The 26779-nt window shown below is 63.1% G+C and carries 27 protein-coding genes; 9 read left to right on the top strand and 18 right to left on the bottom strand.

All coding sequences use genetic code 11. The annotated features are described in order from the left end of the window. Positions 1 to 287: 287 nt before the first annotated feature. On the bottom strand, positions 288 to 746 hold the full coding sequence (locus tag HMPREF9465_RS06780) for a HigA family addiction module antitoxin (protein ID WP_005435378.1): 459 nt from the start codon (positions 744 to 746) through the stop codon (positions 288 to 290). A gap of 153 nt (positions 747 to 899) precedes the next feature. Beyond that, the gene (locus HMPREF9465_RS06775) at positions 900 to 1775 is read right to left on the bottom strand and encodes a porin (protein ID WP_269208169.1); all 876 of its coding nucleotides are present in this window, start codon (positions 1773 to 1775) and stop codon (positions 900 to 902) included. Positions 1776 to 1962: 187 nt separating this feature from the next. Here HMPREF9465_RS06775 and HMPREF9465_RS06770 point away from each other — a divergent pair, with 187 nt between their 5' ends. The 4 genes from HMPREF9465_RS06770 (at position 1963) to HMPREF9465_RS13215 (ending at position 5186) form a co-directional block, all read left to right on the top strand. Then, positions 1963 to 2886: an AEC family transporter gene (locus HMPREF9465_RS06770; RefSeq protein WP_005435376.1), complete on the top strand. Its 924-nt coding sequence runs from the start codon at positions 1963 to 1965 to the stop codon at positions 2884 to 2886. Between the two features lie 366 nt (positions 2887 to 3252). Next, on the top strand, positions 3253 to 3591 hold the full coding sequence (locus HMPREF9465_RS06765) for a P-II family nitrogen regulator (protein WP_005435375.1): 339 nt from the start codon (positions 3253 to 3255) through the stop codon (positions 3589 to 3591). 60 nt (positions 3592 to 3651) lie between these two features. Continuing rightward, positions 3652 to 4926 carry an ammonium transporter gene (locus tag HMPREF9465_RS06760; protein WP_005435374.1) on the top strand — a complete coding sequence of 425 codons (1275 nt, stop codon included), beginning with the start codon at positions 3652 to 3654 and terminating at the stop codon, positions 4924 to 4926. A 116-nt stretch (positions 4927 to 5042) separates the two neighbouring features. Further along, the gene (locus HMPREF9465_RS13215) at positions 5043 to 5186 is read left to right on the top strand and encodes a hypothetical protein (protein WP_005435373.1); all 144 of its coding nucleotides are present in this window, start codon (positions 5043 to 5045) and stop codon (positions 5184 to 5186) included. A gap of 451 nt (positions 5187 to 5637) precedes the next feature. Here the strand turns inward: HMPREF9465_RS13215 and HMPREF9465_RS06750 are convergent, their stop codons facing one another. The 13 genes from HMPREF9465_RS06750 to HMPREF9465_RS06690 all read right to left on the bottom strand — a co-directional run bounded on the left by HMPREF9465_RS06750 (position 5638) and on the right by HMPREF9465_RS06690 (position 16266). Beyond that, entirely contained in the window at positions 5638 to 8271 is a 2634-nt protein-coding gene (locus HMPREF9465_RS06750; RefSeq protein WP_038006921.1) for a hypothetical protein, read from the bottom strand. Positions 8272 to 8474: 203 nt separating this feature from the next. Then, complete coding sequence (locus HMPREF9465_RS06745; protein WP_005435363.1) at positions 8475 to 8828, bottom strand: cytochrome c3 family protein; 354 nt, start codon at positions 8826 to 8828, stop codon at positions 8475 to 8477. Positions 8829 to 8855: 27 nt separating this feature from the next. Beyond that, positions 8856 to 10142 (bottom strand): RNA-guided endonuclease IscB, encoded by a 1287-nt coding sequence (gene iscB / locus HMPREF9465_RS06740; protein ID WP_231289362.1) that lies wholly within the window; start codon positions 10140 to 10142, stop codon positions 8856 to 8858. Positions 10143 to 11050: 908 nt separating this feature from the next. Then, positions 11051 to 11428 (bottom strand): cupin domain-containing protein, encoded by a 378-nt coding sequence (locus tag HMPREF9465_RS06735; RefSeq protein ID WP_005435356.1) that lies wholly within the window; start codon positions 11426 to 11428, stop codon positions 11051 to 11053. 281 nt (positions 11429 to 11709) lie between these two features. Continuing rightward, entirely contained in the window at positions 11710 to 12285 is a 576-nt protein-coding gene (locus HMPREF9465_RS12390) for a hypothetical protein (protein WP_005435354.1), read from the bottom strand. A 274-nt stretch (positions 12286 to 12559) separates the two neighbouring features. Beyond that, the gene (locus HMPREF9465_RS06725) at positions 12560 to 12991 is read right to left on the bottom strand and encodes a hypothetical protein (protein WP_005435352.1); all 432 of its coding nucleotides are present in this window, start codon (positions 12989 to 12991) and stop codon (positions 12560 to 12562) included. A 180-nt stretch (positions 12992 to 13171) separates the two neighbouring features. After that, positions 13172 to 13411: a hypothetical protein gene (locus tag HMPREF9465_RS06720; protein WP_005435350.1), complete on the bottom strand. Its 240-nt coding sequence runs from the start codon at positions 13409 to 13411 to the stop codon at positions 13172 to 13174. 47 nt (positions 13412 to 13458) lie between these two features. Beyond that, on the bottom strand, positions 13459 to 13746 hold the full coding sequence (locus tag HMPREF9465_RS06715) for a hypothetical protein (protein WP_005435348.1): 288 nt from the start codon (positions 13744 to 13746) through the stop codon (positions 13459 to 13461). A 202-nt stretch (positions 13747 to 13948) separates the two neighbouring features. Continuing rightward, entirely contained in the window at positions 13949 to 14338 is a 390-nt protein-coding gene (locus HMPREF9465_RS06710) for a hypothetical protein (protein WP_005435346.1), read from the bottom strand. A 371-nt stretch (positions 14339 to 14709) separates the two neighbouring features. Then, positions 14710 to 14967: a hypothetical protein gene (locus HMPREF9465_RS06705; RefSeq protein ID WP_005435344.1), complete on the bottom strand. Its 258-nt coding sequence runs from the start codon at positions 14965 to 14967 to the stop codon at positions 14710 to 14712. Positions 14968 to 15084: 117 nt separating this feature from the next. Further along, complete coding sequence (locus HMPREF9465_RS06700) at positions 15085 to 15534, bottom strand: copper resistance protein NlpE (RefSeq protein ID WP_005435342.1); 450 nt, start codon at positions 15532 to 15534, stop codon at positions 15085 to 15087. A gap of 80 nt (positions 15535 to 15614) precedes the next feature. Beyond that, the gene (locus tag HMPREF9465_RS06695) at positions 15615 to 15914 is read right to left on the bottom strand and encodes a hypothetical protein (protein ID WP_005435340.1); all 300 of its coding nucleotides are present in this window, start codon (positions 15912 to 15914) and stop codon (positions 15615 to 15617) included. Positions 15915 to 16020: 106 nt separating this feature from the next. Next, positions 16021 to 16266 carry a hypothetical protein gene (locus HMPREF9465_RS06690; protein WP_005435338.1) on the bottom strand — a complete coding sequence of 82 codons (246 nt, stop codon included), beginning with the start codon at positions 16264 to 16266 and terminating at the stop codon, positions 16021 to 16023. 461 nt (positions 16267 to 16727) lie between these two features. On the opposite strand from HMPREF9465_RS06690, the gene HMPREF9465_RS06685 reads away from it, so the two are divergent. Then, the gene (locus tag HMPREF9465_RS06685) at positions 16728 to 18155 is read left to right on the top strand and encodes an aldehyde dehydrogenase family protein (protein ID WP_005435331.1); all 1428 of its coding nucleotides are present in this window, start codon (positions 16728 to 16730) and stop codon (positions 18153 to 18155) included. A 79-nt stretch (positions 18156 to 18234) separates the two neighbouring features. Here HMPREF9465_RS06685 and HMPREF9465_RS06680 read toward each other — a convergent pair whose 3' ends face one another. The 3 genes from HMPREF9465_RS06680 to HMPREF9465_RS06670 all read right to left on the bottom strand — a co-directional run bounded on the left by HMPREF9465_RS06680 (position 18235) and on the right by HMPREF9465_RS06670 (position 21792). Further along, positions 18235 to 19419, bottom strand: a complete 1185-nt coding sequence (locus HMPREF9465_RS06680; RefSeq protein ID WP_005435329.1) for a metallophosphoesterase — start codon at positions 19417 to 19419, stop codon at positions 18235 to 18237. Between the two features lie 222 nt (positions 19420 to 19641). Continuing rightward, positions 19642 to 20607 carry a LysR substrate-binding domain-containing protein gene (locus HMPREF9465_RS06675; RefSeq protein WP_005435327.1) on the bottom strand — a complete coding sequence of 322 codons (966 nt, stop codon included), beginning with the start codon at positions 20605 to 20607 and terminating at the stop codon, positions 19642 to 19644. A 159-nt stretch (positions 20608 to 20766) separates the two neighbouring features. Beyond that, the gene (locus tag HMPREF9465_RS06670; protein WP_038006917.1) at positions 20767 to 21792 is read right to left on the bottom strand and encodes a hypothetical protein; all 1026 of its coding nucleotides are present in this window, start codon (positions 21790 to 21792) and stop codon (positions 20767 to 20769) included. A gap of 289 nt (positions 21793 to 22081) precedes the next feature. On the opposite strand from HMPREF9465_RS06670, the gene HMPREF9465_RS06665 reads away from it, so the two are divergent. The 4 genes from HMPREF9465_RS06665 (at position 22082) to gpmI (ending at position 26740) form a co-directional block, all read left to right on the top strand. Further along, positions 22082 to 23053, top strand: coding sequence for a TDT family transporter (locus HMPREF9465_RS06665; RefSeq protein WP_005435323.1), 972 nt, complete (start codon positions 22082 to 22084; stop codon positions 23051 to 23053). A gap of 393 nt (positions 23054 to 23446) precedes the next feature. Further along, positions 23447 to 24598 carry a porin gene (locus tag HMPREF9465_RS06660; RefSeq protein ID WP_005435320.1) on the top strand — a complete coding sequence of 384 codons (1152 nt, stop codon included), beginning with the start codon at positions 23447 to 23449 and terminating at the stop codon, positions 24596 to 24598. A 337-nt stretch (positions 24599 to 24935) separates the two neighbouring features. Continuing rightward, complete coding sequence (locus tag HMPREF9465_RS06655) at positions 24936 to 25127, top strand: hypothetical protein (RefSeq protein WP_005435318.1); 192 nt, start codon at positions 24936 to 24938, stop codon at positions 25125 to 25127. Positions 25128 to 25195: 68 nt separating this feature from the next. Continuing rightward, positions 25196 to 26740 carry a 2,3-bisphosphoglycerate-independent phosphoglycerate mutase gene (gpmI, locus tag HMPREF9465_RS06650; protein WP_005435316.1) on the top strand — a complete coding sequence of 515 codons (1545 nt, stop codon included), beginning with the start codon at positions 25196 to 25198 and terminating at the stop codon, positions 26738 to 26740. Positions 26741 to 26779: the final 39 nt, after the last annotated feature.

Below are 26779 nucleotides of genomic sequence, written 5' to 3'. Positions count from 1 at the left end.
GAGCGCAGCCAGCGCACTTTGAACAGCCTCCCCGAGTCTCGTGCCGTCGCCCGATCGCTCGAGAATGCCGAAGCCGTCGGTGAGGAGCGCCTCTGCGAGGTCGTCAAGCACGTTAACGATCTGCGCCTGTCAGCTCATGTCACACCTCGGGAAAGGGAATGTTTTCTTCCGGCATTCAGCCCTCGGAGGCCCTGACGGCCCCTGATGGCAGCAGGGAAGACGACGCGTACCGCCCTCTGCCGGCGCCCTGCTCTTCTCGACTGCCCTGCCCTTCGGCAAGGATTCGTTTAGTCGGCACAGACCTCTTCGGCCGCCAGGCGGGTGCGCACGGCTTCGGCCTTCTCCTCCTCGGAAAGCGTCAGCGGACGCAGACGGGAGATGGCGAGCATGTGCTCGGCCTGCCAGACGTCGTGGCAGTACTGCAGGCGCAGCCACATGGCTGCGGACGGACCGGGAAGCACGTGGGCGATGCGTACGGCGAGCTCGGGCGTGACGGGGCCCTCCCCCTTCATAACCCGCGTCACTGCGGCGGGCGTCACGTCGAGGTGCTTGGCAAACTGCCTGGCGTTGAGTCCCAGATGCTCCAGCGTCTCAGCAAGAATCGTGCCAGGATGCGGGGGATCATACATGCCGCTCATCAAAATCTCCTCAATGTTCTGCCCAACAGGCTTTTCACAACAACAAACGGCGCCCGTGAAGGCGCCGAAAAAGGACGTGAGTATATCGAAGGGGCAGTTGGCGCGCAAGCCGCTCCCCTCCCCTTTCTTACGTGAATATTCATGCAGGATGGCAGCTTCTGCATCAGGATCATTCGGGCCTGCAATGCGCAGGACGCCCGCCCGGATTGCTCCGGACGGGCGCCGTGTTCATTCAGAATTCAGAAGCTTGCGCTCGAATCATCAGAACTTGTGAACGAGACCGAAACCGGCTTCAGCAGTCTTGGTCGTGACGGTCACGTGATCGTTCTTGCCGGTCGAGTCGATGGAACCTTCGTTATAACCGGCGAAGCCATAGACCTTCGTGCGCTTGCTGAGCGGATATTCGTAGGCAGCGGCGAGACCCCAGCGGTCGATTTCAGCCGTGCGCTCCTGAGTCGTCATGTTGATGACGCCTTCGGATTCGCCGTCAACGTAGTTGACCTGGGCAAAGGCAGTACCGCCGAAAACGGGAGCGGCAACGCCGAGCGCAACGGCATAACCCTTCATGCCTTCCTCGGCCGTAACCGTGCCTTCACCGGCTGAGATCCAGGCATCGGCACCAACGAAACCGCCGAGCTTGTTTTCGTTCTGACCGTACTGGGCAAAGCCGAGGACCTTCGCGACGCCGAAGTCGTAGGAAGCACCCCAGGACACGCCGAGGGAATCTTCGGAGTTGGCATCGGTGCCCTTATTCATGACCGTGTCAACAACGAGGCCCGTGCTGAAGGCACCGAGGTTATACTTCGGACCGAGTCCGGCGCAACGCTTGTTGAGGGAGGACTGGGCGTCTTCAGCGCCGTTAGCGTTGAAGGAGTACTGTGCGTAGGCGGTAAGACCGCCGAACTTCGGGGTGACGTACGTGACGGTGTTGTCCATGCGGTCACGATCGCCGAGGTTGAACAGGCTCTTGGCGCCGACCGTGTCGCCCCAACCCGTACCGAAGGCAGTGTAGCCGTACACGACGTTGTAGGAACCAACGCCGGCGGAGAGGGCGCCGACACGACCCATGGAAAGCGTACCGAAAGACCTCGTTTGGGGACGGCTGTGACATTTCCACCCGAAGGAAGGTCTGTACAAACGGGTGCACAGTCACGGGAGATTCCGTTTCAGAAGACTTCCCGATCAGTCCACCTCCGTCGGTCGGCGCGGTACCGATACATACCTCGGGAGGTAGAATTTCGGCCTCTGCAGGCGCACAATTTCCTGTTCGGGCGCCTGAACGCCCGGGCGCCGGCCCCTCATCTACAAAAGACGGAAGACAATCATGGAAGACAGCTTCGCCAAGGTGATGTCCCTGGCGGCATTCATCGTGCTCGGGCATCTGCTCAGGCGCTTCAACATCCTGAAGGACCAGGCCTTTGCGGCCATCAGCGCCCTGGTGATGAACGTCACGCTCCCGTGCGTGATCCTCACGAACCTCAATGGCGTCAGGATCGAGGGCGACATGCTCCTCATTGCGGGCCTGGGGCTCCTCACGAACATCATCTTCCTCGTCTGGGGGCTTTTTCTCTCGCGCAACATCGCGGACACGCAATGGCGCGACTTCGTGAGGCTCAACGTGGGCGGCTATTCGGTCGGTCCGTTTGCGGTTCCGTACGTGCAGTCCTTCTTCCCGACGACGGGCCTGATGGCGACCTGCATGTTCGACGTGGGCAACTGCGTCATGGCGGGCGGCGGCACCTTTGCGGTGATTGCGGGCACCCGCGTGAAGACGACGCTCTGGCGCACGGTCAAGCTGGTCGTCTCGAAGCTCGTGCGCTCGGGCCCGCTCGTCACCTTCGCCTTCGTGGGCCTCATGTCCGTCCTCGACATGCGCCTTCCCGACGGCGTCATCACCAGCACCGCCATCGGCGCGCACGCCAACACCTTCCTCTGCATGATCATGATCGGTGAGTCGATCAGCTTCTCGATGGGCGGCGGCAAGATGGGCAAAGTGCTCAAGCTGCTTGCGAGCCGCTGGGTCGTCTGCATCCTCATCGCGCTCGGCGTCTGGCACTTCCTTCCCTTCGAGGAGGAGATCCGCATGGCCCTCACCCTCACCTGCCTCTCTCCGATTCCCGCCATGAGCCTCGTCTTCACCGCTCAGCTCGACGGCGACATCGCCATGGCCGCCAACATGAGCTCGCTGAGCGTCGGCTGCTCCATCATCGGCATGTCCGTCGCGCTCATGCTCTTCGGCGCGCTCTGACGCATCAGAAACTCCGCACCACGTTCGGGCGGTCCTCTCCGGAGGGCCGCCCGATTTCGTTCATATCTCCCCTTTTCCGCCCCGTTCTCCGTGCCCGCCCGGCCGCAGGGCGCCACTCGCGGGCGCCTGCGCATGCGCCGTGCCCCAAAACGGTGCATACCGGCAACCCGAATCATTTAAAAGCGCCTCTGCCGCCGCCTTTAAGCGAATTTCCTCACGCTTCAGGCCCCGTTGAGGTTCCATTTGCCGAATTTCGTCTCCCATAGACGAATACGGGCCTTTGGCACGCCTTTTGCTTAAGAATGGATCAAGGACGCGGGATTCCCCGCCATCCGCACAAAGCATCTCACTCACAGAGGAAAAACCATGAAGTACATCATTGCGGTCATCAAGCCGTTCAAGCTCGACGACGTGCGCGAAGCGCTCGCGGACTGCGGCGTCAGCGGCCTCACCGCCACGGAAGTCAAGGGCTTCGGGCGCCAGAAGGGACATACGGAGCTCTATCGCGGCGCCGAATACGTCGTTGACTTTCTCCCGAAGATCAAGCTCGAGATCGCCGTTTCCGACGAACTCTGCGACAAGGTGGTCGAGTCGATCGCCTCGGCCGCGAACACCGGCAGGATCGGCGACGGGAAGATCTTCGTGATGGACCTCGAGCACGTCATGCGCATCAGGACGGGCGAAACGGACGACGCGGCCGTCTGAGGCAGTCGGCAGCACTCGATTTGACTTTAAAGTAGACCGAACACTCAGGAGAAAAGACAAATGTCCGCACTCACCCGAATCGCCGCATTCCTCGCTGCGGCGGCCCTTTCACCCGCGGCGCTTGCCGCCGAGGCCTCCATGGACAAGGCCGACGTCGTCTGGATGCTCGTCTCCACGACGCTCGTCCTCTTCATGACGATCCCCGGGATCGCGCTCTTTTACGGCGGCATGGCCAGAAAGAAGAACGTGCTCTCGATCCTTGCGCAAACGACCGTCATCTGCTGCGCGCTCACGCTCGTCTGGTTCGCTGCGGGCTATTCGCTCGCCTTCGGGCCGGGCAGCGCCTTCGTGGGCGGGCTCTCGCATGTGTTTCTCAATGGTCTCGACATCAACAGCATGTCGGGCTCCATTCCGACTTTGCTCTTCGTCTGCTTCCAGATGACGTTCGCGATTCTCACGGCTACGCTGATGATCGGCGCCTTTGCGGGCCGCATGAAGTTCTCGGCGATGCTGATCTTCATGATCCTCTGGTCGCTGTGCGTCTATTCACCCGTGTGCCACTGGGTTTGGGCCGAAGGCGGATTCTTCTTCGACATGGGCGCGCTTGACTATGCGGGCGGCACGGTCGTGCACATCAACGCGGGCGTCTCGGGCCTCGTCGCCTGTCTCGTGCTGGGCAAGCGCCTCGGCTACGGTCGCGAGCCCATGAGTCCGCACAACCTCACCTTTGCGATGCTCGGCGCCGCCATCCTCTGGATCGGCTGGTTTGGCTTCAACGGCGGCTCCGGCCTTGCCGCCAACGAGCGCGCCGTCATGGCGATCCTCGTCACGCAGATCGCAGCCGCCGCTGCGGGCGTCTCCTGGATGCTCGTCGAATGGATGCTTCGCGGCCGTCCCTCGCTTCTGGGCCTGATTTCGGGCGCCGTCGGCGGCCTCGTGGTCATCACGCCCGCCTCGGGCTTCGTCGGTCCCGTCGCCGCACTCGTGATGGGCCTCATCGGCGGCGTCTGTTGCTTCTGGGGGGCGGTCTTCCTCAAGCGCATGGCGGGCTGGGACGACTCGCTCGATGCATTCGGCGTGCACGGCGTGGGCGGCATCGTCGGCGCCCTCCTCACCGGCGTCTTCGCCTCGAGCGCCGTCACGGGCTCCGAAATGAATCCCGTCATGACCCAGGTCGGCATCCAGGCCGCAAGCGTCGTCGCCACGATGGTCTACGCAAGCGCCGTGAGCTGGATCCTCCTCAAGATCATCGACGTCGTCATGGGCCTGCGCGTCACGTCCGACGAGGAACTCATGGGGCTTGACCTCTCGCTCCATGGTGAACGCATCGAATGATCCCGGCATTCATCTGAACCCGGAAGGGCCGCCCGCCGCCGCGTGAAGACGCAAAGGCCGGGCGGCCCCTTCATTTGTTCGCGCGGATAACGAAGGAATTCTCGTGACGATGCTTGATGCAGGCCGCTCAGGATAAGGTGGACGCCCTTGCCTGCGGCGACGACCGCACCACGATCGAGCTCACGCCCGACGAGACCGAGCAGGCCTCGGGCGCGCTGGGCTGGGTCGACGTGACGAAGCTCATCGAGCCGAAGGCCTGAAAGGCCGCCTGAATGAGGCACAGGAAAACGGGAGGCGTCCGCAGGGTGGCCTCCCGTTTTCTGTTTCATAATGATTCGGCGCGGAAACCTCTTCCTTTAGGAAGGGGAGGAAGCGCCGCACTCCTTTCTTAGTTGAGTCAAAAACGTGGTTCGCTTCTCAACTAGCATCAGTTTTTTGAAGCTGACGCCGGCGGAAAGCCGGACTCCATCCAGCGTTCGGACATCGAAGTATCCGAAGGAACGGCGACCGAAAATGAACCCAATTCTTCCCTTACACTTCACCTTGTCGAATAGGCGAAAGCCTTTGACAAGGAATGGCGTCTGGTGGATGAACATCCCACGGTGCCTGTACATTCCAAACCAACGTAGCTCGCCTCCCCGAGGAGGTTTGCTGAGACTAGTCAATAAAGGCTTTTTCAAGCCTCCGCCTTGAGGCGGGGGTTATTGACCCTCAGGCCGTCGCCGCAGCCGTAAGTCGCGGATCCCTGAAGCCGCCCCGTCTTTCAGCGGCATGCTCGTCGCCGCCTGCCTTCATGCTGCCGAAGAGGTGCGAGCCCTCTGCTTCGTCCTCGCCGAAAGCCTCGTCGGGAAGGTCTTCGGGGTTTCCGTTCCTCGTCTTCATCATGAAGGCCGAGGCGTCTCGCAGATAGGTGTGGAAGCCTGCCTCGACGACGTCGTCGAGCTCCTCGAAGGCGGCCGAAGCGCACTCGAGCACGGCCGAGAGGTCCCAGGCGATGAACTGCAGGTACTCGTAGCGCACGCCCGAGGCGTAACCCACGACGTCCAGATATCCGTCCCCGAGTCCGCGCAGTCGGGCCTCGAGCGTTTTGCGGGCCTTGATGCGACGGTCCTTCTTCGGCGCGAGTCCTTCGGCATCATCCTTCACGTCAAGGAAGAGGAAGCCCGCGCAGGCGCCCGCGGCGCCGAGAGCGTCCATGCCGATGCTCTTGCCCTGGCCGTAGAGGTAGCCGAGCGGCGGGCAGTGCGTGATGCCCTCGGTGACGTCGGCCAGAAGCGGCGCACCGGGCCTCGTGTCGGGCCGCATGCCGTACTCGTGCGGCAGCCAGGCGTAGTCCTTGAGCGTCATGCGCCTGCATTCGGGCGCCTTCTCGAAGAGGAATTCCCTGAATTCGGAGAGCGTGAGGCCTTCGCCCGAAGGGGCCTTCGGCACGAGCGTGATGGCGTCGGCGCGGCGCAGGCGGGCGGCCTCGCCGACCGTACGGTCGATGAGGGCGCGAACGGCCTGGAAGCACTCGATTCGAGCGCGCTCTTCGGTGCCCTTGAAGTCCTCGATGTAGACCAGAAGGCGCCACATGCCCTCGTGGGGCTCGGGCCAGATGAGCACGTCGTCCGCAGAGAGCACCTCGTTGCCCGCCATGAAGGTCTCGAAGGAGGTGTCGTCCCTTCTGGCCCTGCCCGCCGTAAAGGTCCAGCGATCGGCAAGGGATTCGGGGACGCGCCTGAGGAATTCAAGGATCGGGAAGCATTCGAGGCGCCAGCCGTTGGGCGAGATTTCGACCTTGATGCGGTCGTCCTCCGCGCTCACGTCAAGGCGCCACCAGGAGGCGGAGACGGGCTCGAGGATGGCCGCAAGGCGTTTTTCGACCTCGTCGGCGTCCGTGACGGAATCAAACGCGTCTTCGAGCTCGGTCGCCTGCGCTTCAAGCGCCGCCCAGACCTCGTCCGCGCGGACCCTGAAGGGCTTTTCAATCGTGGGCTGCGAGAGACCGCGCTTGCAGACCTCGACGAAGAAGTCGACCACCTCGTCGTCGGGCCTAATGCCCGCGCAGGCCTTGAAGCACTTGAGGGCCGCGCGCCTCTGGCCGAGCCTCAGGTTGAGGAAGGCTCGGCAGAAGAGCGTCTCCCAGCGGCCTTCGGTCCGGTCGTCCAGACCCTCGAGCAGCGCAAGCGCCCTTTTCAGGTCGTCCCTCCCGGATTCGCTTCGGTTGGCGATCGCGCGGGCGAGTTCGAAGGCATAGAGCGGCGTGAACTTCTCCTTCGGGACGGCCTCGAGTCGCCTGATGATTTCGTCCAAGTTGCCGCGCAGGTCAAGGGCGCGCAGGTGCTTGAGGACGGCGGCCTCCTCGGGTCCTGTGTCGAGACGGCCCTCGATCCGCGGACAGCGCGAGGGGACTTCAAAGGAATAGTCGATCGCGGAGGGCCGCGTCGTGTCGGGCTCGGGCTTGGTGAGCACGAGGCGCACGCTCCTGTCGAGTCTTGCGCGGACTTCTACGAGGTGCTCGGGAGCGGCCTTCGCATGCTCGAGCACGTCGGAGACCGATTCGACAAGACGGGCGAGCCAGGCGGGATCCATCTTCGAGAGGCCCGCGTGGTTCATCTCGAAAACGAACGGCACGGCGTGGCCGGAGAGCTCGACCTCCATGCGCAGGAAGCTCTCGTCGTCGAGTTCGAGCCCCGTGGCGTTGAGCGCGATCAGGGCGTCTGCGTACCCGTCGGGATCGAGCTCGACGCAGGCCATGCGAAGGGCGCGCTCCGGAGTTCCAGGCGCCGTATGGTCAAGGTCTCCGTCCTCCCAGAGCGGGCGGGTGAGAAGGATGCGCTCAAGCGACTCGCGTGCCGCCACGAGCTCGAGGGCGTGAAGGATGACGGGATCATCGGGACTCTCGACATCGGCGCGCAGAAGCCATTCGCGGGCCTCGTCAAAGCGTCCCTCGCCTGCGCGAAGAATGCCGAGCAGATAAAGAAGGCGGACGTCCCTTTCGTCTTCGCCGATCCCGGAGACGGCGCGGCCCGCTGCATCAAAGGGTCGGCCGCAGAGCAAGCGCGCGATCGTCGAGAGCGTGAACAGAAGCATGCCGTCGGACCGGTCCTCCACGTACGGCGTCACCGCCTCAAGAATTCTCATCGCGCGCGCGAAGGCGGGATACCTGTTGGTACCGAGCAGCGCCTCTGCGAGTCTGAGCGCGGCTTCCGGATCGGTCTCGACGTGGCACATGTCGAAGCGACCGGTATCAATGCCCTTGTTCACGATGCTCTCGATGAGCTCGAGGATCCGCTCGGGCTCCTCACCCGAGGCCCTGAGTGCGTCAATGGTCGCGAGCTCCGTTCTTGCGAGGATCATCATCCTGACTCCTGTTCTTGTTTTGAAACCGTGTTCGGATATCTTACAGAAGGTTTGAAAACTACGAATCCCCCGCGTCCTTCTCCTTCAGGAAGGAATGGCGGTCATGGCTTCATGAGCGGCATGCATGAACTGAAAAGCCGTCCGAATCGGTCGACTCGGACGGCTGGATGTTTCTGAAAGAACCTGAAGGAACCGGTTGCGGCTTACGGCACCTTGAAGCCGAACTGATGGCACTGGTCGCAGAAGTTCTCCGTTTCGCCGTGCATGTAGTGGCAGTTCGTGCAGTCAAGCTGGTCCTGATAATGCGGGGAGACGTGCGGATTCGTCGGCTTGACGTCCTTCGTCTTCTCAACGAGGTCCTTCGTGTTGTGGCACTGCGTGCACGTCTTGATGTCGGGCGTGGCGGGATTGGCCTTGTCGGGGCCGTGGCAGGCTTCGCACGTCAGACCCATGGCGGCGTGGCGGTCGGCGCCGAACTTGCCGTCGGCGGCAGCGGCCGTGCCGGCTGCGAGGAGCGCACTCATGAGCATGACGGCGAGCGGACGGAAGTGTTTCATAGAAATTCGGCGCGGAAACCTCTGTCTTCAGACAGGGGAGGAAGCGCCGTCCTCCTTTCTAAGTTCGGTTAAACAGGTGCTTCTCTTTTCGAGAAGCGTGAGCTTCCTGTAGCTGATGCAGGAAGAAATTTTTACGCCGTCCAGCCTCCGGACATCGAAGTAGCCGGACGATCTTCGCCCGAAGATGAAGCCGGTTTGCCCAAGACATCTCACCTTGTCGAAGAGCCTGAAGTTCTTGACCAGATGCGGTGTTTGATTGAGCTTTCGGTATCCGATCTTCGTGCCGTCCTTAAGCGTCTTCGAGAGCACCGTACACTTGTGAATCTGACGGTTGTGCTTGCGCACCTGTCGCTGATGGAGGTAGACGCCTCTTCGTACGGCCTTGAGGTTTCCCGCAATGCAGTAGGCATCGACGCAATGCGCTTTGGGGAGTCCCAGGGTGATGCGCGTGTTCTTCGTCAGATAGCCGTAGGTGTTCTCAACAGGCAAGCCGGGATGCGCCTTGCGCACGCGATCGAGCAATGTCCAACGCATGATGCCCATGAAGGCTTCCGCCCTGAACGATTGGCCGCGCTTGACCTTCAACTTGATCTTCCCTGCGTGACAGGCCTTGTGGCAGGTCTCGCAGAGCGTAATCAGGTTGTTGGGCGCATCGCCGCCGGTTTGGCGGCTTTCGAGGTGGTGTACGTTGAGGATCTTGTCCTTCGCATGACCGTGACAGTGTTGGCAAACGTGACCGTCTCTAAAGAGAACGTATTCACGCACGTTCCAAAAGCCGAGCTGATCGCCCTGCTGATAGTCCGTGCCCTCGACATCCGGATGCTTGATCTTCTGAATGTCGAAGGATGCCGTCTCGATCACGATCTTGGTGACAGGCAGCAGTCCGCAGATCGCATCAATGCGCGACATGTGCGCCTGAATGCGGTTTTCAACGGACGGTGCAAGCCAGCCCTTGTGTTTCGATCGGACACGGTTCAAAAAGCGCGGCGCACGGTAGCGCGTCTTGCGCTGGCGGCGCTCACGACGCAGCAAGAGCCGGGCAGCCAGAAGCCCCGTGATGTCCTGTCGAAGTTCGACTTCGGACGCAAAGACCTCTTCCTTTTCCGTCGCAGCGGAAAGGCCGACATGCTTTGCGCCGGCGTCAACGCCCAGTGTCACGCTCTGCTTCGTTTCACCGGTGGCGATTCGAAGTTGAATCGTGAACGGCGTTCGTCGTCTCACCGCGGCCTTGCCTGCCTTGAGCAGATGCCTCGCCTTTGCAGGCGAGCACGGCATCAAGGGCTGACCGCGCATGTTCAAAACAAATACTTTCAAAGCATCTCCTTTGCGGATACCCGCAGGTTCCGCCTACACGGCCCGAAGGCCGGGTTGACATCCTTCGCCAATGTTGGAAGGGGTTTGGTGCCTGCAACACCGCTCCTACCTCTCGGAGCTTTTAATCACAGGCCGCAGAGCGTGGAACTAGGATGTACATCCCACGGTGCCTATATATTCCCAACCAACGTAGCGCCTCTCGAAAGAGGGGCGCTGAGGCTAGTCAATAAAGGCTCTTTCAAGCCTCTGTCTTCAGACAGGGGTTATTGACGGGATTCTCCTTTTTTGATGGCACTTCGTAAATTTACGTGTTAATGTACCCCCTAAAGAGGTATGTCTGATCAACGTATATTCTTGCGCTCGCCGCTTGGCAACCCGCCCACATGCTGTGGGCGGGCAAGCCCGCGATTATGGCGCAACAGATAGCGCGTCAAGGGTTCTTCGGCAATGAACGGGGAGCCCCGTCCGTTTTACGAACGGCCACCCCATTAAATGCCTCGCCCCCTTGACCCGTCAGGCGACGGTAGCCGGGCAGCGCTGAGGGAGCGCAGTAGCTGGCTTTTCATCAGCTGTATGCTACGGTCCTCCTCGATCGCGTAAAAAGGGCCAAGCCAAGGAGACGACCGCTACCACTTAAGGGGTACACTTAGCACGTAACAATGCGAAGAGGCTTTTTGATTCTTGTTTCGGCGACGCCCCGTCTGGTCCCGGAGCGCGTGTCAACACTATACGACACTCCGGAGCTTAAGGATAGGCTAAGAAAAGGCGTCCTCGGGAAATTGCCGATGGGGCCGGCGCGAACGGAAGACGGCAGAAGGAAGACGGAAGGAAGACGAAGAAGGCCGTCCGCACGCGCAGCCTGGAAAGGATGCGTACACGGACGGCCGCGAAGGTGAATTTGAGCGGGCTCAGAGCCAGGGCGCCTTTTCGTCGCAGGCGACGCCGTCGTCGTTGGTGAATCCTTCGAGGCTCCCCGCCTTCGTCTGGATGCAGACGAAGCGGATGCCCTGATCGGCGGCGGCGCGGATGGCGCGGCGGCCTTCGGGCGAGATGCGGAACCAGTCGCCCGCCTTGAGCTCGACCACTTCGCCGTCAATGTAGAGTTCGCCCCTGCCTTCGAGGACGCCGTAGACCTCCTCGTTCTTCACGTGCCGGTGCACGAACGGAACGGCCGCGCCTGCGGGCAGCGCGTTCACGGAGACCTCGCAGCCCGTGAGGCCGAGGGCGTCGTGGAGCTCCGTGCGCGGAGCGCATTCGAGCGAAATCCTGCGGAAGTTTTCGGTCATGATGATTGTCCTTTGTTGAAATATTCGTTCGTCGTCGAACCATATGTTTCTGAAAAAAGACGGCTCAAATGGACCCGTCTCCAGTCTGAGGAGGAGGTTTCGGCAGCCATTGTGGATGACCAGCCTGCCATTTCACCCCTCCATGGCGAGAATGATAGTTCGCCGCCGAACGTTTGTCAATCCGAATACGGGAACCTGAATCGAGACCGTCGGGAGTCCGTGGATGGGGCTCGGGCCCGCATCCCGATGGGAAGTGCGGGACCGGTTGAGGCGCAGCGGCGTCAGCGGGGACCGCCGGGACCGCCCGGGCCTCTGCCGCCCGGACCTCCGAAGTGAGGCGGACGCGGACCGCCGCCGTGCGGGTGACGGGGCCCCGGACCGCCTGCATGCGGCGGCCTGTGGCCGGGACCGCCGAAATGCGGCGGGTGCGGGCCCGGACCGTGTGGAGGCTGCGGAGGCCTCGGGCCCGGTCCTCCGGGAGGCCTTCCGCCCGCAAAGTGCGGGGGCCGCAGAGGCGGAGGCGGACGACCGCCCGGTCCGTCGAAGTGCGGCGGAGGCGGAGGCCTGTGACCCGGCGGCGGACGGTGCGCAGGCGGAGGCGGCGGATAGTGCCTGTAGTAGTCGTCGATCCAGAAGCGGCGGTAGGTGGCGGGCGTGTAGCGGTTGCCTCTGTACCACCAGTACCTGCCGTCCCAGCGGCCGTACTCGTAGTTGCGGTAGATGTAGTCGCGGATCAGCGCGTCGGAGACGCCGTAGAGAATGTCGGCGAGGAGCGGATCCGGCGCGGCAAGCGCCGGCGCAGCAGGCACGAGGACCGCAAGCGCGGCGCCCAGCACAAGCTTTCTTCTTGTCAGCATGGTGTTTCCCTCACGAAGACGGAATCATTGTTGGAACCTGATGACCTTATTTTACTGAACGCTCGTTCAGGATTCCACGTCTCGTACATTTCGTGAAGCTTCTTGACGCAGACGCCGCCCGCCCCTTCGGATGAAGCCGGGGTTTCCAATGTCTTTCCTACTCCCGCAGGCGAAAAAAGGGCGAAGCTCACGCTCCGCCCTTCTGGAGAAGGGTAAAGACACCCTTGCACTTCTCCGTTTTCGACCGCTCATCAAGGCATCATGCAGCGTTCAGTCAGCGGGGGCCGTCCCAGTTGTCGCGCCTCCCGTCGTTTTTGCGCCCTTCGTGCCTGCCGTTGTCGTGCCCCGGTCCCTTCGGAGGATTCCGGCCGGCCTGAGGCCCGGGCTTCTGCTGCGGATGCTGCGGATGCTGCGGCGGCTTCGCGGGCCCGGACGGCTTCTTCGGCTCGCGGCGCTCCTCGTAGTGCTTCGACCAGTAGCGGCCGTACTCGGCGGCCGTGTAGCGGCGGCCGCCGTAGTTCCAGTGGCTGCCGTCCCAGCGGCCTTCCTGATAATGCCTGCGGATGTAGTCCCGCGTCAGGGCGTCGGAGACGCCCGCGAGGATGTCGGCCAGAAGCCTGCTGTCGGACGCCATGACGGGCATCGCGGGAAGGGCCGCGGCCATCAGGGCGGCGGCGCCGAAAAGAACCTTTCTTCTGTTGAGCATCTGCGGCCGCCTGTCATCAACGGTTGCTGCTCGAATGAGGCCATTTTAGTGAACACTCGTTCAGGGAAAGACCGACCGCAACAATTGGACATCACTCTTGATATAGACTGACATTTACTGCGGCACAGTCGTTTTAGGGAGACAAGAGCTGTTTGCAAAGCCCTCCCCTGCGCCCTCTCGTCAGGACTCGCGCGCCTCAAGCAGACGTCCCGGACGGGCGTGCAGCGGATGACCGCCCCAGCTCCAGTGGTGCCCGTCCCAGCAGCGGCCGCAGGCGTGCGTGAAGTCCTGCTGCAGGGGCGCGCGTCGTTCAGCCTGAAGCCTCGGGCACGAAGCCGCCGCTCGTGCGGCAAGGGAAGCTGCGGGGAATGCGGCCGTCAGGGCCGCCATGGCGATGATGATCCGTCGTCTCGAAAGCATGAAAACTCCTCTCAAGGGCTTTTCTCAAATCCTGCCGCAGATGCGGCTCAATGCTCGGCGCTGCGGTCGTCACCGCGATCGCCGGCCCTCTCGTCGAACCCGTGGTTCACGTCGCTGTCCTCGTCGGCGTCGTCGTCATGGAGGGGCCCCTCCTCAGATTCCTCTTCGTCGTCCTGATCTTCGCGAGGCTCCTCGTCATCCTCTTCCTCATCGGGCGCTTCAGGCTCCGCCGCCCGGGCGGACAAGGCGGGGACGACTGGCGCGGCGCAGAGCACAGGAAGGATGAGCGCGGCGAGCACGAGGCGCCTGCGGGCCTCGTCGGCGGTTTCGGTCATGAATGTCTCCGAAAGAAAAGGCATTGTCGTCCGTCGATCTTATCAGGTGCGCGATCCGCATGCCCGAGCCCGACGGACCCCGTAACGAAGTTCACGCTTCACAGGCGGCCAAGAGAAAGGCAGCGCACTCCTCGTCGGAGTCGCTGCCTTCTTGAAGTCTCCGGAAGGCCCCGTCCGCCAGGATCGGGCCCCTCGGCTCCCGTCATCCCCAGTGAGGTGGAGGCGGGGGCGGCGGACGGTGGTGCGGGCGGCGACGGTCGTCGTCATCATCGTCGTCATCGTCCCAGTCGCGGGGATGCGGATGCGGCTTCTTGCGCTTCTTGGGCTTCTTCGGCGGCTGGCGGTGATATTCCTCAGCCCAGTAGCGGCCGTACTCGTGCGGCGTGTAGCGGTGTCCGCCGTAGTACCAGTAGTGGCCGTCCCAGCGGCCGTCCTCGTAGCGGTCGCGGATGTAGTCGCGCACGAGCGCGTCGGAAACCCCGTAGAGAATGTCGGCGAGAAGACGCTCGTCGCGCGCAAGCGCGGGCGTCGCCCCCAGACCGACGAGCGCCGTTGCGACGGCACCCATGATGAGCTTTCTGCGTGTAAGCATGCGGCACCTCCCGATGCGTATGCGTTTGAAGCCTTGAGATCTGCAGGAGAAACCAATCTCCTCCCTCATGGACTCATTCTAGCCACAACGGGAATCACTTGGCGTTCAGAAACATCACCCTTTCTTTGCAGAATATTGCTGCGTCTCCCAGCCGAACCCCGCCCGCAGGGGCGCCTCTCAGGGCATCTTGCTCGAACGCCTGCTCGCCGAGGCGTTTTGAGACAGTCCGTGATCCACGGAAGTGACATCATGCTCGGAAACCCTGCCGCAGTGGTCCGTGCGCGAATCCGTTGTCTTTAAGCAACAGAAAGGCCGGCGCGCGGAGAGCGGTCGGCCCTGAAGTCGGTGCAGTTGAGGAACTTCGGAGGCTCTCAGTTGAGTCTCTCGGTCCTGAGATCAAGCCCGATCGCGGCCATGACGGCGATGAGCGACTCGAGCGTCATTTCGCCGTAAAGCTCGTGAGGCACGGGCAGGCCCTTGAGTCGGCAGGCCTTCTCGACGGCCTCGACGACGCATCGTGCGTCGCCCGAGCAGAGCGCCTCCTGGATCAGGGTGACGACGTGCGCATTATCGCGTGCGCCCCTGCTTCCTGCAGCGTTGGGGCCAAGACGAGGACTCGATGTCTGCATATGGTCTCTGTGGAATGTCCTTGGGAAAACGGACCGTGTCCGAGGGATCGGGCAATGGTCCGTGCTCATGAGTCTACACGACCTCTGGGAGGCGTTCCATAGACCTTAGGGTTTATATCACTGATCCTTTTTGAGGACATAAAGGTCCGCCATCGGCCCCTCGACGGCATCGCCGTCGGCGTTGAGAAGCCTCACGGCACCCTCCTCAACCCTAGCGAGCGAAGGCTGTCCGCCCTTGACGGCGGGCGTCATCGTGACGACGCCCTTCTCGTCGATCGTCCACTGGCCGCCGTCCTCGAAGGTGTCGCGGCCGACGTATTCGGAGATGCGCGTGTAGACGCCGTTGGCCCTCAGGTAGAGCGTCGTGCGGATGCCCGAGCAGTCGGCGCAGGGAAGTTCGCCCGCATAGACGCCGGCGGCCTTCTGCATGGGCGTGAGATCCTGAGCCTGAACCTGGACCGGAGCAGCCTCGGGCGCAGTGCCCGAAGAAGGCGAATTGCAGCCCGCGAGACCGAGGGCGGCGGCCGCACAGAGGGCGGCGATGGAGATTCTGGAGGCGTTCTTCATATGTGACGACGGCGCGCCTTCACCCGACACCGTCGGATTCGGCGCGCCGCTCTCTCTGGAATTGTCGGCTTGACTTGAGTTTACTTGGCCTTGGCGGCCTTGTCAGGCTGGGCGGCCTCTTCGGGCTGCGGAGCCTGCTTGCCGCCCTGCGGCTGCGGCTCGTCGGCCGTCTGCGCCTTGTCGGCAGGGGTCAGATCGGCGGGAAGCTTGAGCGCGGGATCCTGAACGTCGGCAGCGGGCGCCGGTGCCTGAAGGTCGGCGGGCGCAGCCTTGACGGCCGGCTGGGCCTCGCGCTCGGGAGCCGCGGGCGGGTTCGCCGCAAAGGCGGAGGAAGCGAGGAAAACGGAGGCGACGGCGAGAAGCTTGATGGTGTTCGTCATGATGTGTTCGGACTGCGTTGTGGCGCGGGTCCTTCCTTAATATATGGTTGATGGATCGTGGCGAAGCGTCGGGAGGGATCTTCCCTCCCGTCATGAAGGCGAAGCCTTACTTCTTGGCATCAGGCGCGGGGGCCGGCTGAGCCTGCTCGGGGGCCTTCTGGGCCTCGGCCGGAGCCTGCTGCTGAGCCTGTTCGGGCGCCTGCTGCTGGGCCTCGGGGGCCGGAGCGGGCTGGGTCTGCGCGGCGGGTTCGGCGGCGGGGGCCGGAGCCGGGGCTTCGTTGCAGCCCGTGAGCGCGATGGCACCGATGAGAGCGGCGGCGGTGGCAGTGAGAAGCTTGGCGTTGAATGTCATGATGTCGTCGGCGTGCAGTTGCTTGCAGTGTCGGTCCTGCTCCTGCGCGCACTCTCCTATATGTATGCTGTTTCTCGGATGGCGGTCCGCCCGACGGGGCTTCCTTCGCTTCGGTTCCCGTCGTTCGTCCGTTGAAGACATCTTGCCAGTCGGCGTGCCGCTTATGCGCAACAAATCATGTCCGACTGCGTGAGGCTGTTGCAGCAGGAAAGAAGCCGAAAAATCCGGGAACGGCACGGCGTGCAAAGCCGAGTGTGGTCCGCCCGCCCCGAGAGATGCGCCTACTCAAAACGCCTTATCTCTTCGGCTTCCCTGAGGCTGTAGCATTATGGGCAGGCCCGCAGAACCCCTCGCTTTGCGCTAGAGTTAGGACATCTGGTGCCCTGCTTCCGGCCCCGACGCGGATGCTGACGCGCCCCGAGGCCGGCAAAAACAGAAACAGAAGAAGAAGGATTCGCAAAATGTCATGGGATTTTGAAAAACACTACATCAACGGCGAATGGACGCCTTCGGAGGACGACGCCTGGATCGAGGTCGAGAACCCCGCCACGCTCGAGCGCTTCGCCCGCATCCCCGACGGCACGCCCGCCGACGCGGACCGCGCCGTTGCGGCCGCAAAGGCCGCGCTCGAAGGCTGGCGCACGACGCCCCTCGCAGAACGCATCCGCCTGATGAAGGCCATGCTCGCGAACTTCGAGGCCCTGCACGACGAGATCATCCCGCTCGAAGTGGCCGAACTCGGCGCACCCGTCGGCTTCACGACCAGGACCCACTGCGAGTACCAGTACGTGCGCGTGCGCTCCTACATCGAGGCGGCGGAACGCATGGTCCTCGAGGAAACGCTCCCGAACTCCACCGTCTACCGCGAGCCCGTCGGCGTCGTCGCCTGCGTCACGCCCTGGAACTACCCGCTCGGCCAGGTCGTCCAGAAGGTCGTCCCCGCCATCCTGATGGGCTGCACCGTCGTTCTCAAGCCCAGCCAGCACACGCCGCTCACGGCCTGCCTGCTCGCCAACGCCTTCGACCGCGCGGGCTTCCCCAAGGGGGTCTTCAACATGGTGAGCGGTCGCGGCTCCAGACTCGGCGACCGCCTCGCCTCGCATCCCGACGTCGACATGGTGAGCTTCACGGGCTCCACCACCGTCGGCATCCGCATCGCGCGGCGCGCGCTCGAGAGCGTCAAGCACATCAGCCTCGAGCTCGGCGGCAAGTCCCCCGCCGTGTTCCTGCCCTCCGACGACTACTCGGCCGCCTACCCCAAGATCCTGAGCTCGATCTTCTTCAACGCGGGCCAGACCTGCACGGCTCTCTCGCGCCTCATCGTGCCCCGCCGCGACCTCGCGCGCATCGAGTCCGAATTCTGTGAGCTCGCCGCGAAGCTCGTCGTCGGCGACCCGACCGACCCGAAGACCGACATCGGCCCCGTCTCCTCGAAGGCCCAGTTCGAGAAGATCGCCGAATACGTGCAGGCCGGCATCGACGAAGGCGCACGACTCGTCATGGGCGGCGTCCCCACCGACATGTCCCGCGGCTACTACGTCAGGCCCGTCGTCTTCTCCGACGTGAGAAACGACATGCGCATCGCCCGCGAGGAGATCTTCGGCCCCGTGCTCTGCATCATTCCCTACGACACCGTCGAGGAGGCCGTCTCAATCGCCAACGACACGCCCTACGGACTCTCGGGCTACGTGCACGCCCCGACGAAGGCCGAGGCGGTCGCGGTCGCAAAGCGCATCCACTCGGGCAACGTCTACATCAACGACGCCCCGCGCGACGTCACCGCGCCCTTCGGCGGCTACAAGCAGAGCGGCATCGGACGTGAGGGCGGCCTCGCGGGCCTGCTCGAATTCACGCAGCAGAAGGCCGTCTTCGACCGAACGACATACTGACACCTGCCCAAACTCATCAAAAAAGCCTCCCGAAGTCGGGAGGCTTTTTCATGCCGGGAATGCTCGAAAAGCTGCTCGATCAGTTGGCGCGCGTGAACGTGATGAGCGGGATTTCGTTGAAGGTGCCGCTTCTCACGGGGAAGCCCGCCCAGAAGCCCGCGCCCTGGGAGACGTAGAGCTTCATGCCGCCCAGCTCGTAAAAGCCCTTGACGAAGCCGTTGTTGGCAAGCGAAGCGAGAATCGCGACGGGACCCGTGTGGCCGCCGTGGGTGTGACCCGAAAGCTGCAGATCCACCTTCCAGGCAGGGTTCGCAGCCTCGGGAGCCGTGCGGGGCTGATGGTCCATCAGGATGCGGAGGTCGTCGTCGGCGAGATTGGAGAGCGTACCCGCAAGGTCGTGACGGCCTGCGCCCGTGCGCTCGGCCGCGAGGTCGTCCACGCCCGCCACCGTCACGCGGCGGCCCTTGACGGCGATGGAGACGGCCTCGTTCTCGAGGATCACGACGCCATGGCGCCTGATGATCTCAAGGAGCTTCTCGCGCTCGGGACGGATGTACTCATGGTTGCCCGTCACGCCGAAGATGCCGTAGGCGGCCTTGAGGCCGGAAAGAGGCGCGAGGTCCGCGTCGCGCTGAAGAACGGCAGCCTCCCTGTCGAGCGGACCGTCGGAGAAGTCGCCCGTGATGAGGACGAGGTCGGGCCTGGCCTCATTGACGGCCTTCACCACGGCTTCGGTGCGGGCGGCGGGGAAGAGGTTCGAGGCGTGCAGGTCCGTGATCTGGGCGACCTTGAAGCCCTCGAGCTCGGGCGGAAGGTTTCTGACGGCCACGGTCATCGGCTCGACCGTGGGCTCGGAGAGCGCGTTCCAGGTCGAGGTGATGCCGAAGAAGATGCCGAAGACGGCCACGAAGCACGTCGAGACGATCGTGAAGAGGTCGCGCTTCTCGACGGGAAGCCCCATCTTCCTGCGCACGAGTCCGCGCACGCCGCCGATCACGTCGCGCGCGAGCGCCAGCAGGAAGAACCAGTAGGCAAAGCTCACGAAGAGCCCCGTGACGGGCAGCGTGTCGACGATGAAGGCGCGCTCGAAGAGGTCCGTCATGTCGAGAAAGGCGAAGTGCGAGGCGCCCGCAAGCGCAAAGAAGGCCGTGACGGCAAGCTTCGAGGTCGTGCCGAGATGGGCGATGCGGATCGTGCGCCAGATGCCGTAGGCGGCCATCAGTGCCGTGACGAGCGCGCAGATGAGATAGACGGTGACGTGCATGGAAATGGAATCGGTCTGGTGGTTTGGGAGACTTCTGCGAAAAGCCTGAGGGAGGCCCGTCCGAACGTGAAGCGGCAGGCATTGTACACGGAGGCGCAGGAATACTGGTGCTGCAAGGCGTCGAATTCTTGCGCAATGTCCTCATCTGTGGACGGCTTTGCCATTCCCAAGAGAATGGCTGAGGAAGGAAGACCGGATGCAGCAGGGCTGCAGGTCAGGAAACTAGGCAACCTCGCCGCTGAATCGGGAGGGACTTGTGAAGACCATGGCCGCCTGTTCCTCCTCGAGCCTGCGGCTGTGCTCGCGTTCGAGAAGTTGTTCGCCCCAAAGGCGGCAGAAGGCGAGGAAAGCCTGGAGGTCGGAGGAGCGGTACTTCTGCTTGTGCATGCAGAAGGAGAGCTGCCTTGTGAAGGTCTCGGGACACTTGACACGCCTGAGGTGCGGACCGAAGAACGGATCGTGGAGGATGCGCTCGGAGATGAAGGTGAGGCCCATGCCGTTGATGATCATGCCGACGATCGCCTCGAAGCTGTTGACGTTCGCGATGATGTTGTGCTCGGAGAGGTGAAGGCCGATCTGGGCGTCGAAGAAGATGCGAGTGCTCGAGCCCTCCTCTCGAAGAATCCAGCGCTCGCGAGAGAGCTGCTCCCAGGTCGCGACGCCCTGCGTGAGGCGGTGCCCCTTGGGCGCCACCACGACCATTTCGTCGGAAATCCACGGCTCGGTGATGAGGTGCGGATTTGTGACGGGGCCCTCGACGATCGAGATGTCGGTCGAGAAGTTGAGGAGCGATTCGGCCACCTCGGCGGTGTTGGCGATGCGCATTTCGGGCATCCAGCCCGCGTGCGCCTGAAAGTCGCGCATCAGGTCCGAGAGCATGAAGGAGCCGATCGTGAACGTGCAGGCAAGCCTGAGCTGGCCCGTCGTGCGGCCCGAAAAGAGCGACTCGATGTCGTCGGTGCGCTCCATGAGCTCGTCGGCGGCGGGCTTGAGGCGTCTGCCTTCGGCCGAAAGAAGGAGTCGGCCGCGGGTGCGCTCGAAGAGCGTGACGCCGAGGCGCCCCTCGAGCTCCGTCAGGGCCTGGCTCACCGCGCTCTTGCTCATCGCAAGATCCTGCGCCGCAACCGACAGGTTCTCGGTGCGGGCGACTGCAAGAAAGACCTGCATCTGGCGAAGCGTAATCTGCATGACTGGGTCCTCGTGGGAAGGTTGGCGGGAATGACGGTCCGGCTCCCTCGAACGAGGGACCGTCTGAAAGCCGGCATTCTCAAACGATGATTATGGCACGCACGCTCCGTGATCCCAAGCCCAAAGCGGGAAAACCCGTGAGGAAATCACGCTCGAGGGTCAGAGGGCGGGCCTGCGCCTCTCTCTCGAAAGGCCGAGCAGAATCCGCATGTCGGCGCTGAGCTTCACGTCGTGCAGGACCGAAGCGTCCCCGCACCAGACGACGTCCTCGGGCGAAAGACGCCAGGCGGCGTGCCTGATGAAGCTCTCTCCTAGAAGTGCGGCCGCCCTCGGAATGCTCATCACGTCGACCAGTCCGATCTCGTAGTCGGGCCAGTTTCGAGGGCCGCCCAGAAGCAGTCCCGGCGTGAAGTGCCGCCTGCAGTACGGCCTGTTGCGCCCGATCTCGCGGTGAACCGCCATGCCCGTGAAGAGGATCGTGTTGTGCGTGCGCTGGCGCGTGGGCTCGATTTCGGCCGAGGTGCTGTAGCGGGCGAAAACGCATCCCGGAAAATCGACCTCCATCGAGGGCGGCACGGGCCAGGCAACCTGTTGGCGGACCTTCTCGGCCGCATAGTCCGAGGACCAGTTGCCGATCGACTCGCGGGCCTCCTTCGCGAGGTTCTTCACGACGTTCCAGCGGGCGAGAATGCGGCGGGGCTTCGCGGCGCCTTCCTTCGTCTTCACGTTCGTAAACCTCAGGCGCTTCTCCTCCTCAAATTCGGCCCTCAGGGCGTCCGGGTCGGTCGCAAAAATCGAAAGCGGCACGACGACGCTCATCACGCGCGTCTCAACATTGGCCTCAATCCACTCGGCGGCGTCCTCAAATGCAAAAAGGTACTTCGCCTGCTGCGCCGCGTAGTCGAGCCCCGCCACCTCGACCGCACAGGCCGAGCGCACGCGGTCCGAAAGAAGAAGCCTCGGCAGGTCGACGCCGGCACCTTGATTGAAGGCGCTGTACGACGCCCAGGGCCCGATCGAGATGAGCTCAGTCATCGGATGCCTGTAGGTGCGAAGCCACTCGGCCGCCTCGACGGGATCCTCCGTCATGATGACGCTCCTTCGCCTCAATTCCGCCTGACGCCTTGCAACGTCCACCGCCAGAAGCACCGTTCCCGGGGCCGTCTCCTTGTCTTCCATGTCCATCGCGCAGTTGCGGGCGCTGCCACGGGTAGGCCCTATCCTTAATATTAAATGTTTTATAGAAGGTACATTCTATTCGAAGAAGCCGAAAAAGGCCTCCCCCTGCGGAAGGCCTGCAAAAAGTCGTGAGGGCGCAGGATGTCCCGACTTTCGGTAAAGCCGAACGATTGAAGTTAGGTCGGTCGCATTTTCCGAACGATCGGTTCTGAAAAAAACGACGCCTCCGAACGAATTTTCTGCCAAAATAGCCCCGCAAACCAAGGGTAATCCCGCCCTTTTCTTGAGAATTCCTATGTTCAAAAAGCTTCACTACAAGGTTCGTGGCCTGCCCACGCCGCTCGCTGGTCTCGCGCTCGGCATTGCGAGTCTGGGCTGGTGCCTCGAGAACGCCCTGCCGCTCGCGGGCTGGGGCCAGACGACGGGTGCCGTGATCGGCCTCGTCATGATCGGCTTTCTGGTGCTTCGCTTCACGGCGCACCACGACACGCTCTGGGCCGACCTGAAGCATCCCGTCGTGGGCAGCATCGTCCCGACGTTCGCGATGTGCCTGATGGTGGTCTCGAAGACCGCGGGCCACTGGATGCCCGAAGCGGGCGTCGTGCTCTGGTGCGCGGCGGTGCTCCTTCATCTGGCGGCGCTCGGCATCTTCGTCGTGAACCGCCTGCAGGAACCTAGGCTCGAACTCATGGTGCCCTCCTGGTTCGTGCCGCCCATCGGCATCGTGGTGGCCGACGTGACCTTCCCCGAGGTGGCCGTGCTGCTTCCCTTCGCGAAGATCCTCTTCTGGATGGGCGCTGCGGCCTATGCCGTGCTCCTGCCGCTGATGATCTACCGCCTCTTCTTCCTCCCCGAAGTCCCCAACGGCGCCAAGCCCACGATCGCGATTCTGGCCGCGCCCGCGAGCCTGCTGCTTGCAGGCTATCTCACGGTCGAGAAGGATCCGTCGCTTCTCCTCGTCGCGCTCCTCTTCGGCATCGCGATCCTCATGACGGTCGTGATCTACTTCGCCTTCTGGCGCCTCCTGAGGCTTCAGTTCTCGCCGGGCTACGCGGCCTTCACCTTCCCGATGGCCATCGGCGCGACGGCGCTCTACAAGCTCTCGAACCTCGTGGCGGGTTTCCCTGGCGCCCTTCACTACGCGCACCAGATCCGCTTCCTCGCCCACGTCGAAGTGACGGTCGCCGCCGTGGTGATCCTCTATGTGGCGGCCCTCTACGCGAAGAACCTCCGCGGCATGCTCCCGAAGCTACCCGCCGCAGCCTGAGTCTCCAGGCAGCACGCCCCGCACAAACCTTGAACCAAACGGCGTCCCGCTTCATCCGGCAGGGCGCCGTTTTTCATTGTTCTCTTCATCTCGTCCCGCGCACGACATTCGGGAAACGGCGATGCCGTTCTCATAATGTCGCGCATGGATGACGACCGCCTCCAAACGCAGGCCCCAAGGTCGATTCCGCCCGTTTGTTGCGTTTGCGCAACAGTATAGGGGTTATCACCGCATTCCGGCCGGATACCTTGTCCCGCAGGCCGATGCACTAAATATGAAGGTCGTCCGGAAGGGGAGCTTCTTGCGAATCGCCCCCTCTTGTCCCAGTATTCTCCCTAGCCACGCGAAAAGCAGTGACTCCCAAATTTTCCCTTTTATTTGGATGACAAGATTATGTTCAAGAAGTCTCTTATCGCTGTCGCCGTTCTCGGCGCTACCGCTTTCTCCGTTCAGGCCGCCGACGTCACGATGTACGGCAAGGTTGACCTGGGTCTCCAGTACAAGAGCAGTGAAGTCACCGTCGGCGACAAGACCATGGTCGATGAAGACACGTTCTCCATGGAAAACGGTCGCAACTCTGCCTCCCGCTTCGGCATCAAGGGTTCTGAAGACCTCGGCAACGGCATGAAGGTGAGCTTCCAGCTCGAAAACGGCTTCAAGGCCGACTCCGGCGAATTCAAGACCTCCGGCAAGCTCTTTGACCGTCAGGCCACCGTCGCCCTCTCCTCCGACTTCGGTACGCTCACCATGGGCCGCGTCGGCGGCGTTGGTTCCGGCGCCGGCTTCGACCTCGTCTACGGCTACGGCGACGCCTTCGACGGCGGTTCCGGTGACGTTCTCGGCCTCCTCCAGTCCGCCCGCTACGACAACATGGTCACGTACCAGACCCCGAAGTTCGCCGGTCTGCAGGCCACGGTCCAGTACTCCTTCAATGAATCCAGCACCGACACGGACCGTGAAGGCTCCTCCGCCGTCAACCGCTACGCTTCCACGGCTCTTACGGGCAACTTCGGCGCCCTGAACACGGTTCTCGCCTACGAATTCCAGAACTACCAGTCCTTCGGTAAGGACGCCCGCGGTGAAGACGGCCACATCGTCTACCTCGGCGGCAACTACGACTGCGGCTTCGCTAAGACCTTCGTGATGGGCCAGTACTTCAAGGGCATCCAGGGCAGCGGCGCCAACGCTCTCGCCAGCATGGTCAAGGGTGCGGGTGCCGAGCTCACGAGCTTTGACACCGTTTTCGACAAGGGCGTCAAGGGCTTCGGCGCTCACCTCGGCACGATCGTTCCGATCAGCAACGGCGACCTGACGGTCGGCGCCTACTATGTCGACGGCACGGCTGAAACGTCTCAGGCCAACGTTGAAGAACGCGACTTCGACTACATGGGTCTCGCCACGAAGTACGAATACCGCCTGAGCAAGCGCACGTCCGTCTACCTCGCCGCCGGCTACTACAAGGCCACGCTCGACGCCACCACCAAGGCTGGTGAAGTCGAGGAAAAGGTCGGTGAAGTCTTCACGGGTCTGACGCACGCTTTCTAATCAGAAACGCGTCACCTGCCGATGAAGCGGTCTTCCGACTGCTGAATCGGACATGAACCGAAGCCCTCCGCGGAACCTTCCGCGGGGGGCTTTCCTTTTCGTGTGCCTCCCCCGCTGCGCCCGCTTCCGTTCCGCAAGAGCCCTCTCCGGCCCCTCCAAACCGCGTCTGCGAGGCACCTCCAGGTTCCGCGGTATTGACGATGGGGAGCCGATCCGTGATAATCATCCGATTGATCAGGAAGGCGGAGACGGCGCCCGCCGCGCCCCCCGAAGGGAAAGCGCAGCACGGAGCCCCGATCCCACGTCCGCCCCTCCAACTATTCGAGAGAGAATTCAAATGGCAGAAGACACCAACTACGTCACCCTTGAAGTGGCCATCGATTCGTCCCTTTATGACAATCTGATTCATGCCGCCGCCAACCGCGGACAGTCCGTGAGCGAGTTCGTCGAGTCCGTGCTCGACCGCGAGGTCGAACAGGCGCTGAGCGAAACGCCGGTCGAGGTCCGCGACCCGCAGGACGAGGAGTAAGCCCCGCAGGGCTCTCCCAACAGACACCACCGACAGGGATTCAGGATCAGGAAGAAGGAGACAAGGCGATGACGGCCTGTGCACGAAAGAAGGTTTTGCTCATGATTCTCGACGGCTGGGGCATCGGCCGCGGCGACAGGGCCGACGTGATCGGCAGCGTCAGGCCGCAGCGCCTCGGCGAGTTTGCGGCGAAGTATCCGCACGCCGAACTGCGCACCGACGGCGAAAACGTGGGCCTGCCCGACGGCCAGATGGGCAACTCCGAAGTGGGCCACCTCAACATCGGCGCCGGCCGCGTCCTCTACCAGGATCTCGTCAAGATCAACCGCGCGGTCGCCGACGGCTCGATCGGCGACAATCCCGAGGTGAAGGCCCTCATCGACCACTGCCGCGAAAAGGGCTGCGCCCTGCACGTCATGGGCCTTCTCTCCGACGGCGGCGTGCACAGCCTCAACAGCCACATGTACGCGTTCCTGCGCCTTGCGAAGGCCGCGGGCCTCGAAAAGGTCTACGTACACGGCTTCCTTGACGGCCGCGACACCGATCCCAAGAGCGGCGAAGGCTTCGTGAAGGACATGCTCGCCGAAATGGCGAAGCCCGACACTGCGGGCGAACTCGTGAGCCTCGTGGGCCGCTACTGGGCCATGGACCGCGACAAGCGCTGGGAGCGCGTGCGCCGCGCCTACGACCTGCTCGTCAAGGGCGTGGGCAATCCCGTCTCCGACATGCCCGACGCCGTGCGCGTCTCCTACCGCCAGGGCATCACCGACGAGTTCCTCGAGCCGCAGTACCTCACGGACGCTCACGGCGTTGCCGTGGGCCGCATCCGCCCGCACGACGCCGTCGTCTTCGTGAACTTCCGCAACGACCGTGCCAAGGAGCTCACGACCGTGCTCACGCAGGAGCCCAAGCTCGACTTCGAGATGGAGCCCATGCCGCTCTACTTCTGCACGATGACGCCCTACGACCCGACCTACAAAGGCCTGCACGTCCTCTTCCCGAAGGAGAACGTCGTCAACACGATCGGTGAATGGGTCTCCGCCCAGGGCCTCAGGCAGCTGCGCATCGCCGAGACCGAAAAGTACGCCCACGTCACGTTCTTCCTCAACGGCGGCCGCGAAGCCCCGTATGAAGGCGAGGACCGCATCCTCGTGCCGAGTCCCTCGGTCGCGACCTACGACCTGCAGCCCCAGATGAGCGCCCCCGAGGTCACCGAAAAGCTCGTCGAGGCCATTGCCACCGAGCAGTACGACTTCATCTGCCTCAACTTCGCCAACGGCGACATGGTGGGCCACACGGGCGTCTACGACGCGATTGAAAAGGCCGTCGTCACCGTCGACGCCTGCGCAGGCGCCGTCATCGACGCCGCGCGCGACCACGGCTACGAGGTCGTTCAGATCGCCGACCACGGCAACGCCGACAACGCCGTCAACGCCGACGGCTCGCCCAACACGGCCCACTCGCTCAACCCGGTCCCCATCCTCGTCGTCTCCGACCGCGTCGAGCGTGTTGAAAATGGCGTCCTCGCCGACGTCGCCCCGACCGTGCTCACGCTCATGGGCCTGCCGATCCCGCCCGAAATGACGGGCCGCGTCCTCGTGTCGATGCGCTGATCCCGCACCGATCCGCTTCATCAAGACAACGAGCCCCTG

Source organism: Sutterella wadsworthensis 2_1_59BFAA, from assembly GCF_000297775.1.
Taxonomy (GTDB): domain Bacteria; phylum Pseudomonadota; class Gammaproteobacteria; order Burkholderiales; family Burkholderiaceae_F; genus Sutterella; species Sutterella wadsworthensis_A.
The sequence above is the reverse complement of the archived record's forward strand: the minus strand, read 5'-3'. Positions and strand labels throughout refer to the sequence as shown.

Coding starts and splice junctions, on each gene's coding strand:
- HMPREF9465_RS06770 (WP_005435376.1), top strand. CDS start 1,963: ATGGAAGACAGCTTCGCCAAGGTGATGTCCCTGGCGGCATTCATCGTG.
- HMPREF9465_RS06765 (WP_005435375.1), top strand. CDS start 3,253: ATGAAGTACATCATTGCGGTCATCAAGCCGTTCAAGCTCGACGACGTG.
- HMPREF9465_RS06760 (WP_005435374.1), top strand. CDS start 3,652: ATGTCCGCACTCACCCGAATCGCCGCATTCCTCGCTGCGGCGGCCCTT.
- HMPREF9465_RS13215 (WP_005435373.1), top strand. CDS start 5,043: ATGCAGGCCGCTCAGGATAAGGTGGACGCCCTTGCCTGCGGCGACGAC.
- HMPREF9465_RS06750 (WP_038006921.1), bottom strand. CDS start 8,271: ATGATGATCCTCGCAAGAACGGAGCTCGCGACCATTGACGCACTCAGG.
- HMPREF9465_RS06745 (WP_005435363.1), bottom strand. CDS start 8,828: ATGAAACACTTCCGTCCGCTCGCCGTCATGCTCATGAGTGCGCTCCTC.
- HMPREF9465_RS06735 (WP_005435356.1), bottom strand. CDS start 11,428: ATGACCGAAAACTTCCGCAGGATTTCGCTCGAATGCGCTCCGCGCACG.
- HMPREF9465_RS12390 (WP_005435354.1), bottom strand. CDS start 12,285: ATGCTGACAAGAAGAAAGCTTGTGCTGGGCGCCGCGCTTGCGGTCCTC.
- HMPREF9465_RS06725 (WP_005435352.1), bottom strand. CDS start 12,991: ATGCTCAACAGAAGAAAGGTTCTTTTCGGCGCCGCCGCCCTGATGGCC.
- HMPREF9465_RS06720 (WP_005435350.1), bottom strand. CDS start 13,411: ATGCTTTCGAGACGACGGATCATCATCGCCATGGCGGCCCTGACGGCC.
- HMPREF9465_RS06715 (WP_005435348.1), bottom strand. CDS start 13,746: ATGACCGAAACCGCCGACGAGGCCCGCAGGCGCCTCGTGCTCGCCGCG.
- HMPREF9465_RS06710 (WP_005435346.1), bottom strand. CDS start 14,338: ATGCTTACACGCAGAAAGCTCATCATGGGTGCCGTCGCAACGGCGCTC.
- HMPREF9465_RS06705 (WP_005435344.1), bottom strand. CDS start 14,967: ATGCAGACATCGAGTCCTCGTCTTGGCCCCAACGCTGCAGGAAGCAGG.
- HMPREF9465_RS06700 (WP_005435342.1), bottom strand. CDS start 15,534: ATGAAGAACGCCTCCAGAATCTCCATCGCCGCCCTCTGTGCGGCCGCC.
- HMPREF9465_RS06695 (WP_005435340.1), bottom strand. CDS start 15,914: ATGACGAACACCATCAAGCTTCTCGCCGTCGCCTCCGTTTTCCTCGCT.
- HMPREF9465_RS06690 (WP_005435338.1), bottom strand. CDS start 16,266: ATGACATTCAACGCCAAGCTTCTCACTGCCACCGCCGCCGCTCTCATC.
- HMPREF9465_RS06685 (WP_005435331.1), top strand. CDS start 16,728: ATGTCATGGGATTTTGAAAAACACTACATCAACGGCGAATGGACGCCT.
- HMPREF9465_RS06680 (WP_005435329.1), bottom strand. CDS start 19,419: ATGCACGTCACCGTCTATCTCATCTGCGCGCTCGTCACGGCACTGATG.
- HMPREF9465_RS06675 (WP_005435327.1), bottom strand. CDS start 20,607: ATGCAGATTACGCTTCGCCAGATGCAGGTCTTTCTTGCAGTCGCCCGC.
- HMPREF9465_RS06670 (WP_038006917.1), bottom strand. CDS start 21,792: ATGGACATGGAAGACAAGGAGACGGCCCCGGGAACGGTGCTTCTGGCG.
- HMPREF9465_RS06665 (WP_005435323.1), top strand. CDS start 22,082: ATGTTCAAAAAGCTTCACTACAAGGTTCGTGGCCTGCCCACGCCGCTC.
- HMPREF9465_RS06660 (WP_005435320.1), top strand. CDS start 23,447: ATGTTCAAGAAGTCTCTTATCGCTGTCGCCGTTCTCGGCGCTACCGCT.
- HMPREF9465_RS06655 (WP_005435318.1), top strand. CDS start 24,936: ATGGCAGAAGACACCAACTACGTCACCCTTGAAGTGGCCATCGATTCG.
- gpmI (WP_005435316.1), top strand. CDS start 25,196: ATGACGGCCTGTGCACGAAAGAAGGTTTTGCTCATGATTCTCGACGGC.